The sequence below is a fragment of the Marinobacter sp. NSM genome (assembly GCF_052380025.1).
GTDB lineage: Bacteria > Pseudomonadota > Gammaproteobacteria > Pseudomonadales > Oleiphilaceae > Marinobacter.
The window spans coordinates 94,096-110,885 of the sequence record NZ_JBQTCK010000001.1; the positions used below are offsets into that span (position 1 = coordinate 94,096).

Genomic DNA, 16,790 nt, shown 5'->3' on the forward strand with positions numbered 1-16,790 from the left:
TGCGCCTCAAAATTATTCCCAGTGCTATACGAGGTTCCAACCGTGAGTCACGAACAAATCAACCAGCACCTGTCCAACTGGACAGAAAGAGAGTCCACCGCCGAAGCGATGATCCCGCTGATTGGCCGCCTGTACCGCAAGAACAACGTTGTTACGTCGGTATACGGCCGGGCGATCATCAATCAGTCGGTGATCGACATCATCCGTGCCCATCGTTTTGTTCGTCAGGTTGAGAACAGCGAGCTGTCCGTTCACGACACGCTGCCGATCCTGCAGGCCATGGACAAGCTCGATCTTGGTCGCGCCCACGTGGACATCGGCAAGCTGGCGGTCAAGTTCAAGGCTGAAGGCGGTGACCTCACCGAATTCCTGAAGCGTGAAATCGGCCCGGTGGTTGGCCAGTATGCCAGTCAGTCAGAGCAGGACGCCCAGAACGAAACCAAAGACGTAGTGCTCTATGGTTTTGGCCGTATCGGCCGTCTGCTGGCCCGCATCCTGATTGAAAAAGCCGGCGGCGGTAACAATCTCCGCCTGCGAGCCATTGTGGTTCGCCAGGGCGGTGCTGAAAACGATCTGGAAAAGCGCGCCAGCCTGCTGCGCCGTGACTCTGTGCATGGTCCCTTCGATGGCACCATCACCATTGATGAAGAAAACTCCGCCCTGATCGCCAATGGCAACTTTATCAAGGTGATATATTCCGATGGCCCGGACAAAGTGGATTACACCGCTTACGACATCCACAATGCCATTGTGATCGACAACACCGGCAAGTGGCGTGACGAAGCCGGCCTTGGCCTGCACCTGAAGTCCAAGGGTGTCAGTCGCGTGATCCTGACCGCGCCGGGCAAGGGTGATATCAAGAACATCGTGTATGGGATCAACAACGACTGGATTACGGATGAAGACAAGATCCTGTCTGCGGCTTCCTGTACCACCAACGCCATTACCCCGGTGCTGAAGGCCATCAATGACGAATACGGTATTGAAGATGGTCATGTTGAGACTGTTCACTCCTACACCAACGACCAGAACCTGATCGATAACTACCACAAGGGTAGCCGTCGTGGCCGTAGTGCAGCACTGAACATGGTTATTACCGAGACAGGTGCGGCCAAGGCTGTTGCCAAGGCGCTGCCGGAGCTCAAGGGCAAGCTGAGCGGTAATGCTATCCGGGTGCCGACGCCGAACGTGTCCATGGCCATCCTGAATCTGAATCTGAAGTCCGACGTGGATGTAGAGAAGGTGAACGATTACCTCCGCGACATGGCTTTGCACTCTGAGCTGCAGAAGCAGATCGATTTCGTGAATTCCCCGGAAGTGGTATCCACAGACTTCGTAGGCTCCCGCCATGCGGGCATTGTCGATGCCCAAGCAACCATCGCCAACGGTAAGCGCCTGATTCTGTACGTATGGTACGACAACGAGTTCGGTTACAGCGCTCAGGTTATCCGCTGTGTCAATCAGATGGCCGGCGTAACTTACCCGATCTTTCCGAAGCGGGCACGTGACTAAAGTCTAAGTCTGTTTCAGTCAAGTCGGATCAAAAGGCCCCAGTAGCGAGAGCTACCGGGGCCTTTTTTGCTACTTTCGAGGGATAAAACCATTTTCCTTACCGGTGGAAATAGGTTTCCTTAATCTCTATAATTGGCGCGATTTTGGGTATGTCTGGCACCCATGTTCTCGCCCCCGAGCGGCGGGGCCAGGCGTTAAAATCCACAGAAAAGTTTCTGATGATTGGATGAGGCTAATGATCAAGATCAAAAAAGGCCTGGATCTTCCCATCAGCGGCGCTCCCGAACAGACCATTACTGACGGCAAACCGATTCGCCACGTGGCATTGATCGGCTTTGACTACAACGGCATGAAGCCGACGATGGCTGTGAAAGAGGGAGACCGTGTCAAGCGCGGTACGCTGCTGTTCACGGACAAGAAGACCGAAGGCGTTCGTTATACTTCACCGGCAGCCGGTGTAGTGAAAGAAATCAACCGCGGTGAGCGTCGCGTGTTCCAGTCTGTTGTCATCGAAGTGGATGGCGATGAGGCGGAAACCTATGCCCGCTACAACGATTCCGATCTTGCCGGCCTGGAACGCCAGCAGGTAGTTGATAACCTGGTTGAATCCGGTCTGTGGACAGCGTTCCGCACCCGGCCTTACAGCAAGGTTCCGGAAATCGACTCCGCACCGAACTCCATCTTTGTTTCTGTCATGGATACCAATCCGTTGGCAGCAGACCCTACCGTTATTATCGGCGAGAACAGCAAGGCGTTCGAAAAAGGCCTGACCATCATCTCCCGCCTGACCAACGGTAAGGTATTTGTGACCGGCAAACCCGGCTCCGACGTGTCTGTGCCAAAAGCAGACAACATCGAAGTACACCAGTTCGATGGTGTGCACCCTGCCGGTAATGTGGGCACTCATATCCACCACCTGGACCCGGTTTCAGCCAGCAAGGCTGTCTGGAGCATCAATTATCAGGACGTGATCGATATCGCCAAACTGTTCGAGACCGGTGAAGTGCCGGTTGAGCGCATTGTGGCCATCGGTGGCCCTAAAGCCCTGAAGCCCCGCCTGGTTCGTACCCGCCTGGGTGCCAGCTTGCCGGAACTGCTGGATGGCGAGATCGCCACTGACTGCGAAGTCCGCGCCATTTCAGGCTCGGTGTTCGGCGGGCGTCGTGGTGATGGCCCCTGTGCCTTCCTGGGCCGCTTTGCCAATCAGGTGTCGGTGCTGGAAGAAGGCACCAAGCGTGAGTTCATTGGCTGGCTGTCTCCGGGCACCAACAAGTTCTCGGTGCTAAACATCTACCTGTCCAAGCTGACCGGTGGCAAGCTGTTCAACTTCACCACCACCACCAACGGCAGTGAGCGTGCCATGGTGCCTGTCGGTGCCTATGAGCAGGTGATGCCGCTGGACATCCTGCCGACTCAGCTGCTGCGAGCACTGATTGTTGGCGATACCGAAGTGGCACAGAAGCTTGGCGCCCTGGAGCTGGATGAAGAAGATCTGGCGCTGTGCACCTTTGTGTGCCCCGGCAAATATGAATACGGTCCGATTCTCCGCGAGAACCTGACCCGAATCGAGATCGAGGGCTAATACGATGGCTATCCGACAGTTTCTCGATGGAATCGAGCATCATTTTGAAAAAGGTGGTAAGTACGAGCGCTGGTATGCCCTGTACGAAGCCGTTGATACCATTTTCTACACCCCTGGCAAAGTGACTTCCACCACGGCCCATGTGCGTGACGGCGTAGACCTCAAACGCATCATGATCACTGTATGGTTGTGTACTTTCCCTGCCATGTTCTTCGGTATGTGGAACATTGGTTTTCAGGCCAACAATTTTCTGGCAGCAAACCCGGATGCCATGATTGCCGACGGCGGCCTGCGTGAAGCCTTTATCACCGCCCTGGCCGTGACCGGCTCCGGTGCCGGCTGGTGGGACAACTTTGTCTACGGTATGGCCTACTTCATTCCCATCTATGCCGTCACCTTTGTGGTGGGTGGTTTCTGGGAAGTGCTGTTTGCCACCGTGCGTCGTCACGAAGTGAACGAAGGCTTCTTTGTAACCTCTGTACTGTTCGCACTGATCTGCCCGCCCACCATCCCTCTGTGGCAGGTGGCCCTGGGTATCACCTTCGGTGTGGTTATCGGTAAGGAAGTGTTCGGTGGTACCGGCAAGAACTTCCTGAACCCGGCCCTGACTGGCCGTGCCTTCCTGTATTTTGCCTATCCCGCGCAGATTTCCGGCGACACTGTCTGGACTGCAGTTGATGGCTTCAGTGGCGCAACGGCTCTGAGCTGGGCTGCCTCTGGCGGACTGGAAGCACTGGAAACCCAGATCGGCTGGATGAATGCCTTCGTGGGTAACATTCAGGGTTCCATGGGTGAGACGTCCACCATTGCCATATTGATTGGTGGCCTGATTCTCCTGGCCATGAAAATCGCCTCCTATCGCATTGTCGGCGGGGTGTTGATCGGCATGATCGGTATGTCGTTGCTGTTGAACATTGTCGGGTCCGAGACTAACCCGATGTTTGCCATTCCGGCTCACTGGCACCTGGTTATGGGTGGCTTCGCCTTCGGCATGATGTTCATGGCAACAGACCCGGTATCCGCTGCGATGACCAATACCGGTCGCTGGATGTTTGGCATTCTGGTCGGTGTGATGACTATCCTCATCCGTGTGGTCAACCCGGCCTTCCCGGAAGGTATTATGCTGGCCATTCTGTTCGCCAACCTGTTCGCCCCGCTGATGGACCACTACGTGGTTCAGGCCAACATCAAACGGAGGCTCGCACGTGGCTAAGAAAAAAGAGACGGTCGGAAAGACCATTCAGGTCGCTTTCGCCCTATGTATTGTTTGCTCCGTGATTGTGTCTGCTGCAGCTGTATCCTTGCGCCCGCAGCAGGCCCTGAATCAGGAGGTGGACATCAAGTCCAACATCCTTCAGGCCGCCGGCATGACTGAGCCTGGCGCCAATCGGGCCCGTATCGAAGAACTGTTTGGTCAGTTCGAGCCGCGCCTGGTTGACCTGCGCACTGGCCGGTTCACCACCCCGGAAGAGCTGGGCGTGCCTGATGTACTGAGCTACAACCAGTACCGTGCTGCCGGTGATCCGAGCATGTCTACCCGCCTGTCGGGTGAGCAAGATACCGCCAACCTGCGTCGTCGTGCCCACGCAGCCACGGTTTACATTCTCGAGGAGAATGGCGAGCTGGTTCGTGTGGTGCTGCCGGTTCATGGCCCCGGTCTGTGGTCCACCCTCTACGGATTCATTTCACTGGAAGGTGATCTGAACACCATCGAAGGTCTGGGCTTCTATGACCACGCGGAAACGCCTGGTCTTGGCGGTGAGGTAGACAACCCCCGCTGGAAAAGCCAGTGGGTTGGCCAGAAGATCTACGGTGACGACAAGAGTGAGCCCCAGATCCGCCTGATCAAAGGCGGCGCTAATCCGGACAGCGAGCATCAGATTGATTCCCTGTCTGGTGCAACGCTGACGGCTCGCGGTGTCGAGAACCTGGTCAACTTCTGGATGGGCGAGAACGGTTTCGCGCCGTTCCTGAAAAATCTGCGCGACGGGGAGGCCTGATCATGTCTGACGTATCAGCCAAGAAGGTTCTTTTTGAACCGATTTTCAGTAACAACCCCATCGCCCTGCAGATTCTTGGGATCTGTTCGGCGCTGGCGGTTACCACCAGCCTGAGCGTTACGCTGGTTATGTGTGCTTCGGTTATTGCAGTAACCGGGTTTTCAAACCTGGCGGTATCTCTGATTCGTACCCAGATTCCCAACAGCATCCGGATCATCGTGCAGATGACCATCATTGCGTCGCTGGTAATCGTGGTTGACCAGGTACTGAAAGCCTATGCCTATGAAATCAGCAAGCAGCTGTCGGTATTCGTTGGTCTGATCATCACCAACTGTATCGTTATGGGGCGGGCCGAAGGTTTTGCCATGCAGAACCCGCCCATGCTGAGTTTCCTTGACGGTATTGGTAACGGTCTGGGCTACTCCATTGCGATCCTGTTCGTGGCGTTCTTCCGTGAGCTGTTCGGCTCTGGTGAACTGCTTGGTTTCACCATCCTGGCCTCGGTTAACGATGGTGGCTGGTATGTGCCGAATGGCATGATGCTGCTGCCGCCGAGCGCGTTCTTTATCATCGGTCTGGGCATCTGGGCACTGCGTACCTGGAAGCCGGATCAGGTTGAAGAGCCTGATTTCAAGATGTCAGCCCATAAAACCCGGGAGGCCTTCTAATGGATCATTATCTGAGTCTTCTGGTTACGGCTATTTTCGTTGAAAACCTGGCGTTGGCGTTCTTCCTGGGGATGTGTACCTTCCTGGCGATCTCCAAAAAGGTAGAGGCAGCGATTGGTCTGGGTATTGCGGTCGTTGTAGTGCTGACTCTGTCAGTACCGGTGAACAATCTGATCTTCAATACCGTTCTGCGTGAAGGTGCCCTGTCCTGGGCGGGGCTGCCAGATGTGGATCTGAGCTTCCTGGGACTGCTGACCTACATCGGTGTTATTGCGGCACTGGTGCAGATTCTTGAGATGGTTCTCGACAAGTACATCCCGTCGCTGTACGCAGCGCTGGGTGTATTCCTGCCGCTGATCACCGTTAACTGCGCGATCCTGGGTGCGTCACTGTTCATGGTTGAACGTGACTACAACTTTGGTGAGAGTGTGGTGTACGGCTTTGGCGCCGGCGTGGGCTGGGCCCTCGCCATTGGTGCCCTGGCGGGTATCCGCGAGAAGCTCAAGTACAGTGATGTTCCCAACGGCCTGCGTGGCCTTGGTATTACCTTCATCACTGTTGGCCTGATGTCGCTCGGCTTTATGTCGTTCTCCGGCATCTCGCTGTAATGCGCACCCGGATCATCGGATAACTACGAGAAGGCGAGACCATGAATACCGAAATTATTCTTGGCGTGGTCATGTTTACCGTCATCGTGCTTGCACTGGTGGCGGTGATCCTGGCAGCGCGCTCAAAACTGGTCAGCACCGGCGACGTCACCATTGAAATCAATGACGACCCGGAACACACCATGAAAACGGAAGCAGGTGGAAAACTGCTGAACACCCTGGCGGGTAACGGCATTTTCCTGTCGTCTGCCTGTGGTGGCGGTGGCACCTGCGCCCAGTGTAAATGCAAGGTTCTGGAAGGTGGCGGTGCCATGCTGCCCACTGAAAAGACCCACTTCACCAACCGTGAAGAAAAAGAAGGCTGGCGCCTGTCGTGCCAGGTTCCTGTAAAACAGGACATGAAGATCGAAGTGCCTGAAGAGTTCTTTGGCGTGAAGAAGTGGGAGTGCGAGGTGGTGTCTAACCACAACGTGGCCACCTTCATCAAAGAACTGGTACTGAAGCTACCGGAAGGCGAGGAAGTGGACTTCCGCGCTGGTGGCTACGTGCAGCTGGAGTGCCCTCCCTACGAAATCGATTTCAAGGACTTCGATATCGAGGAAGAGTTCCACGAAGACTGGGACAAGCACGATATCTGGCGCTATAAGGCGATCAACAAGGAAGACACCATCCGTGCCTACTCCATGGCGAACTACCCGGAAGAGAAGGGTCTTCTGAAGTTCAACATCCGTATTGCGACACCGCCTCCGGGAACCAATCACCCGCCAGGCATCATGTCCAGCTACGTGTTCAACCTGAAGCCGGGTGACAAGGTCACTGTAATGGGGCCATTCGGTGAATTCTTCGCCAAGAAGACCGACGCTGAAATGGTGTTCATCGGTGGTGGTGCCGGTATGGCGCCCATGCGCTCCCATATCTTTGACCAGCTCAAGCGTCTGAACTCCAAGCGCAAGATCAGCTTCTGGTATGGTGCCCGCAGTGTGCGCGAGATGTTCTATGTGGAAGACTTTGATGGTCTGGCTGCCGAGAACGACAACTTCGAGTGGCATTGCGCCCTGTCGGACCCTCTGCCGACTGACGACTGGGATGGCCCGACCGGCTTTATCCACAACGTGTTGTACGAGAACTATCTGAAGGACCATCCGGCTCCGGAAGACTGTGAGTTCTACATGTGTGGGCCCCCCATCATGAACGCGTCCGTCATCAAGATGCTGAAAGATCTTGGTGTTGAGGACGAAAACATCATGCTGGATGATTTCGGAGGTTAACAGGCTCAGATGACATCCCGCATGTTTGGACCCGTCAGGGTGGTTGTGATCGGCGTCTTTATGACGCTGATCATGGCTGCCCTGGCGGGTTGCTCGTTTCAGGAAAAGGAAAAAGTCTGGGAGATTTCCGGAGGTATCTTCGGAACGACCTATCACATAAACGTCGTATTGCCAGAAGACAGGGAACGCCTGCAGACTCTGGCTCAGGGTATTCAGAAAGAGTTGGACGCGGTAGATGCGTCCATGTCGACCTGGAAGCAGGATTCCGAGTTGTCACGTTTGAATCGCAAACAGGACCAGTCGGAGTGGACGGAGCTTTCTCCGGCCTTGTTTGAAGTGATACAGCGTTCCCAGGAAATTGCCGAGCTGACCGACGGGGCGTTTGATATCACCATCGGTCCCGTGGTCAATCTCTGGGGCTTTGGGCCGGATGCCCGGCCCGATACCGTGCCGTCTGAAGCGGCCCTTGAGAAAGCGCTGGCAGATACTGGCTACCGCTATCTCGAGCTGAACGCAGAGACCATGGCGTTGCGTAGCGAAAAGCCCCAGTACATCGATTTGTCCGGGATTGCCAAAGGCTATGGTGTCGATGTGGTGGCCCGTTACCTGGACCGTGAAGGTGTGCAGGCGTACCTTGTGGAGATCGGTGGTGAGGTGAGGGTCAATGGGCGGAAACCTGACGGCGGTGCCTGGCGCCTGGCCGTTGAAGAGCCATCGGAACAGGCAAGGCAGGTCAGCAAGATAGTGGCCATGGATCAGCACGCGATGGCAACCTCCGGTGACTATCGTAACTATTACGAATCGGATGGGCAGCGTTACTCGCATACAATAGATCCATCGACGGGTAAGCCGATCACGAACAAGATGGCGTCTGTGACGGTTATTACCGAAGACAGTATGACCGCGGACGCTCTGGCCACCGCTTTCACTGTGATGGGGTTTGAACGAGCCCGGGCGCTGGCAACACGGGAAAATATTCCCGCTTATTTCATCGTGCGAGGTGAGAGCAGCTTCGAGGTGCATGAAACACCGGCTTTCTCTTCCTTCGTGGTTCAGTAAAGGAGGGCAGTATGGGTACCTTTCTTCTCGTTTTGTTCATTGTGGGCATTCTGATTGCCGGTATGTCGATCGGCGTGATCTTTGGCCGCAAGCCCATCAGCGGCACTTGCGGTGGTATCGGTGCCCTGGGCATCAGCCAGTCCTGCGATATTTGTGGCGGTAACACGCAGAAGTGTGAGGAAAGCCGCAGCGAGACCGGGGCCTCTGAGAGTGGCGAAGACCTGGCCTACGACGCCTCGCGCACAGAAAAGTAAGCGACACTCATCAATAAATAAAACTACGCATTCTATAGCGTAGATAAGGAGTCACTGCGCACATGGCAGAGCATCATTACGACGTCGTCGTTATTGGCGCCGGCCCTTCCGGTGAAGGGGCGGCAATGAACGCGGCCAAGCACAACAAGCGAGTCGCCATCATTGAAGACAAACCGACGGTGGGCGGTAACTGCACGCACTGGGGCACCATTCCATCCAAGGCGCTGCGTCACTCGGTGAAGCAGATCATCACCTTCAACACCAATCAGATGTTCCGGGATATCGGCGAACCGCGCTGGTTTTCCTTCCCGAGGGTGTTGCAGAACGCGCAGAAGGTCATCGGCAAGCAGGTTAAGCTGCGTACCCAGTTCTATTCCCGTAACCGGGTAGACCTGATCAATGGCCGTGCATCGTTTGTAGACACGCATCGGTTGGAAATTCGTGGTAACAAGTCGGTTGAGACTATCCACTTCAAACAGGCCATTATTGCTACTGGCTCCCGCCCGTATCTGCCGCCCGATGTGGATTTCCGCCATCACCGGATTTACAACTCTGACTCCATCCTGAACCTGTCCCACACCCCGCGCACCCTGATTATCTATGGCGCCGGTGTTATCGGTTCCGAGTACGCCTCCATTTTTGCCGGGCTGGGTGTAAAGGTCGACCTGATCAACCCGGGGAGCCGCCTGTTGTCATTCCTGGACGACGAAATCTCCGATGCGCTCAGCTACCACCTTCGCAACAACGGTGTGCTGGTTCGCCATAACGAGCAGTACGAATCGGTGAAGGGCGACGACCACGGTGTGGTAATTTCACTGCAGTCTGGTAAGAAAATTCGCGCCGATGCCTTCCTCTGGTGCAACGGGCGAAGTGGTAACACGGAAAACCTTGGGTTGGAGCATGTGGGCCTGGTGCCCAATGGCCGCGGCCAGTTGGCAGTGGATGACCACTACCGTACCGAGGTCGACCACATCTACGCGGCGGGTGATGTGATTGGCTGGCCGAGCCTGGCCAGTGCAGCCTATGACCAGGGCCGTGCGGCTTCGTCAGACATCACCCAGGACGAGTATTTCCGATACGTAGATGATGTGCCCACGGGTATCTATACCATTCCTGAAATCAGCTCCGTAGGTAAAACCGAGCGGGAGCTGACAGAAGCCAAAGTGCCATACGATGTTGGTCAGGCTTTCTTCAAGGACCTGGCGCGGGCACAGATAACGGGTGAAGCGGTGGGCATGCTGAAGATCCTGTTCCACCGTGAGACTCGGGAGATTTTGGGTATCCACTGTTTCGGTGACCAGGCGGCTGAGATTGTGCATATCGGCCAGGCGATCATGAACCAGAAAGGGGAGGCGAACTCCCTGAACTACTTCATCAATACCACCTTCAACTACCCGACCATGGCGGAAGCCTATCGGGTGGCGGCATTGAACGGCCTGAACCGGATCTTTTGATCCGGTCAGTTCCGTACCCGAGCCGGTATTACGCTGGCTCGGGCATTCCTTCCTTCGCTGGCAAGCTCAGAACGGCTCTGGCGCGGTTATCGAAGAAGATCCGTGTGCTTGTGGGGTAGTCGGTAATAATGCTGTCTACGCCCATCTCTTCCAGCTTCAGCATGTCGTGAATGCGGTTCACCGTCCAGGTGGACACATGCATATTACGCTTGTGGGCCTGGGCAACCATGTCGGCATTGAGAATCTTCCAGTTCACGCAGAAATACTCACAGCCCAGCCGGGTAGCCAGGTTCAGCGGCTTGGGGAACTTCCGCTCGGCCACAAGGCCAATCCGGAGGTTCTTGTCACGGCGCCTCAGTTCCCTGAGAAACCAGGGATCGGATGAGGTAATGGCGGCGGTCTGGTAAAGGTTCCGGCGCTGGATAATTTCTGTCAGGCGGTTGCAAAGTATGTTCAGGCGGGCCCGGTTGTCCTTCTTCACTTCCAGTTGCAGGTGCTCCAGGTCGTCGAACTGGTCGAGCAGGTTTTCGAGAGTGGGAATGCCCGCTTTGCGGGGCCAGGCGCTGGTGTTGCGCCGAGCGTCCATGTCGGCCAGCTCAGCGGCCGTGTAATGGCCGACATTGCCCTTCTGCCCGGTAGTCCGATCTACCGTCAGGTCGTGCACCAGCACTGGCACGCCGTCTTTTGACAGCACCAGGTCCAGCTCGAAGTGCCGGATACCATGCCGATAGGCATGGATAAAACCGGGCATGGTATTTTCTGGAGCCTCACCTTTGGCTCCGCGGTGACCATAAACGATCATTCTGCAGCACTATCCTTGAGGGTCTGGTAAATAGCCTGGCGTTTCTTCCAGGTGTCATGACACAGGCGTATATCTTCCAGGTACGCCGGCAACTCTTTCATCAGCAGGGCCTGGGGGCCGTCAACCAGGGCTTTCTCCGGTTTTGGGTGGAAGTCTACCAGCACCATGTTGGCGCCGGCGATCACGCCCTGAGCGGTGGCGTGCATCACGTCCAGAATACCATCCGGTGAGCGGTCCCGGCTGCCCACGGAGTGGGACGGGTCTACACACACCGGCATGCGCGTCAGGCGCTTTACCGCAGGTACATGGGCGAAATCCACCATATTGCGGTGCGGCTGGCCGGCTTCGGTTTTCATGCCCCTCAGGCAGAAAATCACGTTGGCGTTGCCCTCACTGGCCAGGTACTCCGCGGCGTTCAGCGACTCGTTCAGGGTAATACCAAAACCGCGCTTGAGCAGTGCCGGGTAGGTTTTCTGCCGGCCTATGGCTTTGAGCAACTCGAAGTTCTGGGTATTCCGGGTGCCAATCTGCAGCATCACGCCGGTAGGCCGGCCCAGCTTCTCCAGGCAGGTGTCGATTTCTTCGATATGGCTCTCGTGGGTGATCTCCATGGCAATCACCTTGATGCCATGCTTGCCGGCTTTCTCGAAGACCCAGGGCAGGCAGCCCTTGCCGTGCCCCTGGAACGAGTACGGATTGGTGCGCGGCTTATAGGCGCCCATACGGGTGCAGACCTCGCCATTGTCCTCCAGCGCCTGCATCATCTGCTCAACGTGCTCGGGCACGTCAACTGCACACAGGCCGGCAAAGATGTTCAGGTTGTTTTGGCTGAACTCGACGCCGTTGTAGGTGAAACCGCTCTGGCGGTGATCGTCTTTGTGGCGGCCCAGAATGCGGTAGTCATCAGAAATTCGGACGGCCCGCTCCACAGCGGGTAGCGCTTCAATCTCTTCCTTGCTCAGGGTTTTGGTGTCGCCCAGCAGATAAATCTCCGTCAGCCGCTGGCTGGCGCCTTGAATCTCGTGTACGCGAACACTGACACCGGGCAGGTTTTCCAGGTAATGCATGGTCTGGCGGTAGGCTTCGCTGTCCAGTTCTGTGTTGGGGTGAAGAATGGCTAACATGAAATCTCCTTGGGGTTAACCGGCGGCGTCTTCCGCCCTGTGCCTGGCCTGCATGAATTCCCGATGATTAAGATGCAGCAAGTCCGCAATCCGGCGAATAAGGTGTTCTTCGTATTTGTCGATACGGCCGTCTGCCAGGGCTACCCGCCAGATACTCTCCAGCAGGGCCTGTTTCTGGGGCTGGTCAAAGTGGTCGTTGATCTGTCCGGTGAACTCATACAACGACGTGGAATCCTCTGCGTGTGCCAGGGCGTCGGCAAGAATCTCTTCCGCTTCTTCCCGGGTAACCTGATGGGCCTGAACGGCGCAATCGACAATAATCTTCAGCTCGCGCTCGTCCTCGTGATTGTCGACACGGGCAAGCTGTACCATCAGGGCTGTGGCAGCCACCGCCAGTTGGTGAGCGTCGGTTTGTACAGGCTCGGATTCCGGCACTGCAAACAGTTTTTTCAGGCGATCAATCATACAGCGCCCCTTGGCTAAAGGTTGGGGTGTTGATCAGGCAGCTTCGGTCGCTAACTGTCGCACCCGGCTTTCCAGTTCAATCTGGTCTGTGGCAAACCGGCGAATGCCATCAGCAAGTTTCTCGGTGGCCATGGCATCCTCGTTGGATTCCCAGCGGAAACGCTTCTCGTCCACGTGGTGTGGTTTGTCGGCGGTGCTTGCGCTGCCCGCGTTCAGTTGCTGGGGTAATTCGCCATGATCGTCTTTCAGCTCCTGCAACAGGGCAGGGCTGATGGTCAGGCGATCGCAGCCGGCCAGCATTTCAATCTCGCCAGTATTGCGGAAGCTCGCCCCCATCACCACGGTATTGAAGCCACTGGCCTTGTAGTAATTATAGATGCGGGTGACCGATTGCACGCCCGGGTCTTCCGCCGCCGGGTAGCTGTCGCGGCCAGTGCTGGCCAGGTGCCAATCCAGAATGCGCCCGACAAACGGTGATATCAGATAGGCACCGGCTTCGGCGCAGGCGGCAGCCTGTACAAAGGAGAACAGCAGGGTCAGGTTACAGTGGATGCCTTCTTTTTCCAGCTGCTCAGCGGCGCGGATGCCTTCCCAGGTAGCGGCAATCTTGATCAGCACCCGACTGGTGTCTACGCCCTGGCGGTCATAGTAGTCGATCAACCGGCGTGCGCGTTCCAGGGTGGCGGCGGTGTCAAACGACAGGCGGGCGTCTACTTCTGTGGAGACGACGCCGGGAATCAGGTTCAGGATTTCTTTACCGGCCAGCACCGCCAGCATGTCAGTGGCGATGGTCAGTTGTTCGGCGCCAGAGCCCCCGCGCTGGCTGGCGAAGGCGACGGCCTTGTCCAGCATCGGGCGGTAGGCTTCCGATGCTGCGGCTTTCAGCAGCAGTGAGGGGTTGGTGGTGGCATCTTGTGGCCGCCATTGGGCAATGGCGTCAAGGTCGCCGGTGTCGGCCACCACGGTGGTCATGGTCTTCAGTTGGTCCAGCTTGCTGTTCATTCGTCGTGTCGTCCCGGTTGTGCGGTGTTATGGCGGTATCCAGCTCCAGAATACCTTTGTAACCCTTACAATAACGGCAGCTTACGACAGGAACAAGACAACAAAAGGTATGGGTATGATCAACTTTCCGTAATGAGTTCCGGTTCCCTGACTTTGGCCAGAGCCTGCTCCACCACTTCCAGGCCGGAACCCGGCTTGTTGGCGTTCTCGCTCAGGTGGCGGCGGAACTGTCGCCCTCCTGGCTGGCCCAGGAACAGGCCCATGATATGGCGGGTAATGTGGGTCAGGTACACCCCGCGGTCCAGTTCCTGCTGGATAAACGGAAACATGGCGCGCAGGGCATCATGACGGCTGGTGGCAGCTGCCGGCTCACCAAAGAATTCGGTATCCACGTCGGCCAGTAGCCAGGGGTTGTGGTAGGCCTCCCGGCCCAGCATCACACCATCGGTATGGGCCAGATGTTCGTGGCATTCATCAAAGGTTTTGATGCCTCCGTTGATGATGATTTCAAGATGAGGGTAGGCCTGTTTCAGACGGTACACCCAGTCGTACTTCAGCGGTGGGATATCGCGATTTTCCTTCGGGCTCAGGCCCTCCAGAATGGCAATGCGGGCGTGCACGATGAACGTCTTGCAGCCGGCGGCGGCAACGGTTTCGATAAACTCGCACAGCTCATCCCAGGATTCGCGGCCGTTGATGCCAATGCGGTGTTTGACGGTGACCGGCAGATCCGTGGCTTCTATCATCGCCGCCACACCTTCCGCCACCTTGTCCGGATGGCCCATCAGGCAAGCGCCGATCATGTTGTTCTGCACCCGATCACTGGGGCAGCCGACATTCAGGTTCACTTCATCAAAGCCAAACTGCTGAGCCAGCTTTGCGCAATGAGCCAACTCACCGGCATGGCTGCCACCAAGCTGCAGCGCCAGCGGGTATTCGGAAGGATCATGGCGCAGAAACCGCTCGGTATCCCCATGAATCAACGCCCCGGTGGTCACCATCTCGGTATACAGCAACGCCCGGCGGCTCAGAATCCGCGCCAGGTAGCGAAAATGCGGCGTGGTCCAATCCATCATCGGAGCCACACAGAAGCGGCGGGAAGGGCCGGAATCGGCGGCAAATGGAATCGGCGATGGAACAAAAGACATAGAGCTACCTGTAAACGGCAATGGCACAGATCATACGAAAATCCAAGCGTCCTAGTTTATCAGGAATACCCCTGATAAGCAGGCTGCAAGGGGGGCTCCCAGTGCTATCCCCAAATGTAACAAAATGTACCGGGGTCTGACCCCAGTGCATTTGACCGGGCGAAATGTCTTGGGGTCTGACCCCAGCATGTATAATCCGCGGTGGATGAACCGGACAACAGGATATTGAATGACCATCACAGCCTTTGACGCCTTAGCCTGCCCCCTGGATGGCGCTGCCTTGCAGCGGGAGTCGGGTTCGTGGCGGTGTGCCAGTGGCCATAATTTTGATGTGGCGCGGCAGGGCTATGTGCATCTTTTGCCGGTGCAGAAGAAGCGTTCGCTGGACCCCGGTGACAGTAAGGTGATGGTGGCGGCACGCCAGCGGTTTCTTGAGGCAGGGTATTACCAGCCGATTGCCGAGGCGGTGTCGCGGGCTACGATGGAAGGTGCGCTGGCCAGGACCACACTGAATTGCCTAGATGCCGGTTGTGGTGAAGGGTACTACCTGCGGCAACTGGCCCGGGCGGCGGGCGAGGAGCGCTCCCTGGCGCTATTGGGCCTGGATATCTCGAAATGGGCGGTACTGGCGGCGGCCCGTGAAGACAAACGGCCGAGCTGGGTGGTGGGCAGTAATGCGAATCTGCCGGTGCTACCTGGCTCACTGGACCGTATTCTCTGCCTGTTTGGCTTTCCCGTGTACCCGGAATTTGCCCGTGTTCTCAAACCGGGCGGTAAGCTGATTCAGGTGGACGCAGGGCAGGACCACCTGCGGGAACTGCGGGAAATCATCTATCCTGAAATCCGGAGCGAATCGAAGAAAGTAACGCCGGCCCCGGAAGGATTCCGCCGGGTGGCTTCGGAAGATGTTCGGTTTTCACTGCATCTGGCGGGGGCGGAGCCCATCGCAGACCTGCTGGCGATGACGCCCCATTTCTACCGCGCAAACGCGGAAGGCCGGGAGCGGGCGGCTGCCCTGAACTCCCTGTCACTCACGGTAGACGTTTACTTGCACACTTTTGAGCGGGTTGCTGAGGGCGATTAATCTGCGTTTTCCATGCCCAGCCGGGTACCACGGGCCTTGAGCCGGTAAAACTCCTCAACAATACCAGCCATGGCCTCCGGGCAGTATTCCCGGAGCCCGCCCAGCATCAGGCGTTTGGACACTTCACCAACCGAGCTGCCATCGGACATCAAGTGGTAAGAGAGGGTTACGTTGCCGCGCTTGCCCGCCACTTCCAGGTCCGCCTTGTTCAGTTCCAGGTCTGGCTGAAGATTGTCCTGTTTATTGATCGCCACGCTCATGCTTTCATACATCACCATCGGGCGGTCGGGGTTGAACATGACCCCGTGGGATTCCATCAGCGGTTTGAGCGTGTGGGGGAAGTTCTTGCCAGAGGCCGCCACGTAGGCGCGGGTGAAGTCATCAATCACTTGCTCGTCCTGGATTACCGCACCGCTGCGGCTCACTTCCAGGTAGACCTTGCCGGCTTCGTCGCAGACTTCGATGGTGTTATCACCGGTTTCCCGGAATTCCAGGGGAATTTCTGCCCCCAGCAGATTGCGGAAACGGAATGTCATGTTCTCTGATAACCCAAAGCGCCCGACCACAATGGCAAACAGCAGATCACCAGGCACGCAGAAGCGGCGGGCGTCCGGATCGTGGATCGGGTTGAAGTCTCCGGCAATCTCTTTGGCAAAATGACTGGCCTGGGGCGCAGTAATAACAATGCGTCCGTCCTGGACGGTATAAAAACGTTCTGAAAGCATGGTGTACCTTTTACGGATCGCAGAGATGAGGGAAC

General features: G+C 56.7%; 17 protein-coding genes. 11 read left to right on the forward strand and 6 right to left on the reverse strand.

All coding sequences use genetic code 11. The features are described 5' to 3' along the window. Positions 1–42 precede the first annotated feature (42 nt). From ACTZWX_RS00440 to sthA, 10 genes are all read left to right on the forward strand, one after another. Positions 43–1,512 carry a glyceraldehyde-3-phosphate dehydrogenase gene (locus ACTZWX_RS00440; RefSeq protein ID WP_444712285.1) on the forward strand — a complete coding sequence of 490 codons (1,470 nt, stop codon included), beginning with the start codon at positions 43–45 and terminating at the stop codon, positions 1,510–1,512. A 235-nt stretch (positions 1,513–1,747) separates the two neighbouring features. Beyond that, positions 1,748–3,094: a Na(+)-translocating NADH-quinone reductase subunit A gene (locus tag ACTZWX_RS00445; protein ID WP_444712286.1), complete on the forward strand. Its 1,347-nt coding sequence runs from the start codon at positions 1,748–1,750 to the stop codon at positions 3,092–3,094. Positions 3,095–3,098: 4 nt separating this feature from the next. Continuing rightward, entirely contained in the window at positions 3,099–4,307 is a 1,209-nt protein-coding gene (locus tag ACTZWX_RS00450; RefSeq protein WP_072677624.1) for an NADH:ubiquinone reductase (Na(+)-transporting) subunit B, read from the forward strand. Continuing rightward, complete coding sequence (locus tag ACTZWX_RS00455; protein ID WP_444712287.1) at positions 4,300–5,094, forward strand: Na(+)-translocating NADH-quinone reductase subunit C; 795 nt, start codon at positions 4,300–4,302, stop codon at positions 5,092–5,094. The genes ACTZWX_RS00450 and ACTZWX_RS00455 overlap by 8 nt, the downstream gene beginning before the upstream one ends. Before the next feature lie 2 nt (positions 5,095–5,096). After that, positions 5,097–5,762, forward strand: a complete 666-nt coding sequence (locus ACTZWX_RS00460; protein WP_058090112.1) for an NADH:ubiquinone reductase (Na(+)-transporting) subunit D — start codon at positions 5,097–5,099, stop codon at positions 5,760–5,762. Then, on the forward strand, positions 5,762–6,370 hold the full coding sequence (nqrE, locus tag ACTZWX_RS00465) for an NADH:ubiquinone reductase (Na(+)-transporting) subunit E (RefSeq protein WP_072677623.1): 609 nt from the start codon (positions 5,762–5,764) through the stop codon (positions 6,368–6,370). The genes ACTZWX_RS00460 and nqrE overlap by 1 nt, the downstream gene beginning before the upstream one ends. 41 nt (positions 6,371–6,411) lie before the next feature. Further along, positions 6,412–7,638, forward strand: coding sequence for an NADH:ubiquinone reductase (Na(+)-transporting) subunit F (gene nqrF / locus ACTZWX_RS00470; RefSeq protein ID WP_444712288.1), 1,227 nt, complete (start codon positions 6,412–6,414; stop codon positions 7,636–7,638). Positions 7,639–7,647: 9 nt separating this feature from the next. Further along, complete coding sequence (locus tag ACTZWX_RS00475) at positions 7,648–8,697, forward strand: FAD:protein FMN transferase (RefSeq protein WP_444712289.1); 1,050 nt, start codon at positions 7,648–7,650, stop codon at positions 8,695–8,697. An 11-nt stretch (positions 8,698–8,708) separates the two neighbouring features. Then, positions 8,709–8,951, forward strand: a complete 243-nt coding sequence (nqrM, locus tag ACTZWX_RS00480) for a (Na+)-NQR maturation NqrM (protein WP_152437793.1) — start codon at positions 8,709–8,711, stop codon at positions 8,949–8,951. 62 nt (positions 8,952–9,013) lie between these two features. Beyond that, on the forward strand, positions 9,014–10,405 hold the full coding sequence (gene sthA, locus ACTZWX_RS00485; protein ID WP_444712290.1) for a Si-specific NAD(P)(+) transhydrogenase: 1,392 nt from the start codon (positions 9,014–9,016) through the stop codon (positions 10,403–10,405). Between the two features lie 28 nt (positions 10,406–10,433). Here the strand turns inward: sthA and ACTZWX_RS00490 are convergent, their stop codons facing one another. The 5 genes from ACTZWX_RS00490 to dusA form a co-directional block, all read right to left on the reverse strand. Further along, the gene (locus tag ACTZWX_RS00490; RefSeq protein ID WP_444712291.1) at positions 10,434–11,207 is read right to left on the reverse strand and encodes a glycerophosphodiester phosphodiesterase; all 774 of its coding nucleotides are present in this window, start codon (positions 11,205–11,207) and stop codon (positions 10,434–10,436) included. Further along, positions 11,204–12,331: a 3-deoxy-7-phosphoheptulonate synthase gene (locus ACTZWX_RS00495; RefSeq protein ID WP_444712292.1), complete on the reverse strand. Its 1,128-nt coding sequence runs from the start codon at positions 12,329–12,331 to the stop codon at positions 11,204–11,206. Before ACTZWX_RS00495 ends, ACTZWX_RS00490 begins: the two co-directional genes overlap by 4 nt. Positions 12,332–12,346: 15 nt before the next feature. Then, positions 12,347–12,796, reverse strand: coding sequence for a tellurite resistance TerB family protein (locus ACTZWX_RS00500; protein WP_061331864.1), 450 nt, complete (start codon positions 12,794–12,796; stop codon positions 12,347–12,349). A gap of 33 nt (positions 12,797–12,829) precedes the next feature. Next, entirely contained in the window at positions 12,830–13,798 is a 969-nt protein-coding gene (gene tal / locus ACTZWX_RS00505) for a transaldolase (RefSeq protein ID WP_444712293.1), read from the reverse strand. Between the two features lie 119 nt (positions 13,799–13,917). After that, positions 13,918–14,946 carry a tRNA dihydrouridine(20/20a) synthase DusA gene (gene dusA, locus ACTZWX_RS00510; protein WP_444712294.1) on the reverse strand — a complete coding sequence of 343 codons (1,029 nt, stop codon included), beginning with the start codon at positions 14,944–14,946 and terminating at the stop codon, positions 13,918–13,920. Positions 14,947–15,175: 229 nt separating this feature from the next. Between dusA and ACTZWX_RS00515 the strand changes: the two genes are divergently transcribed. Beyond that, on the forward strand, positions 15,176–16,030 hold the full coding sequence (locus ACTZWX_RS00515; protein WP_444712295.1) for a putative RNA methyltransferase: 855 nt from the start codon (positions 15,176–15,178) through the stop codon (positions 16,028–16,030). Here the strand turns inward: ACTZWX_RS00515 and ACTZWX_RS00520 are convergent. Then, a complete protein-coding gene (locus ACTZWX_RS00520; protein ID WP_444712296.1) occupies positions 16,027–16,755 on the reverse strand; it encodes a DUF3581 family protein in 729 nt (242 codons plus the stop codon). The genes ACTZWX_RS00515 and ACTZWX_RS00520 overlap by 4 nt on opposite strands. Positions 16,756–16,790 lie beyond the last annotated feature (35 nt).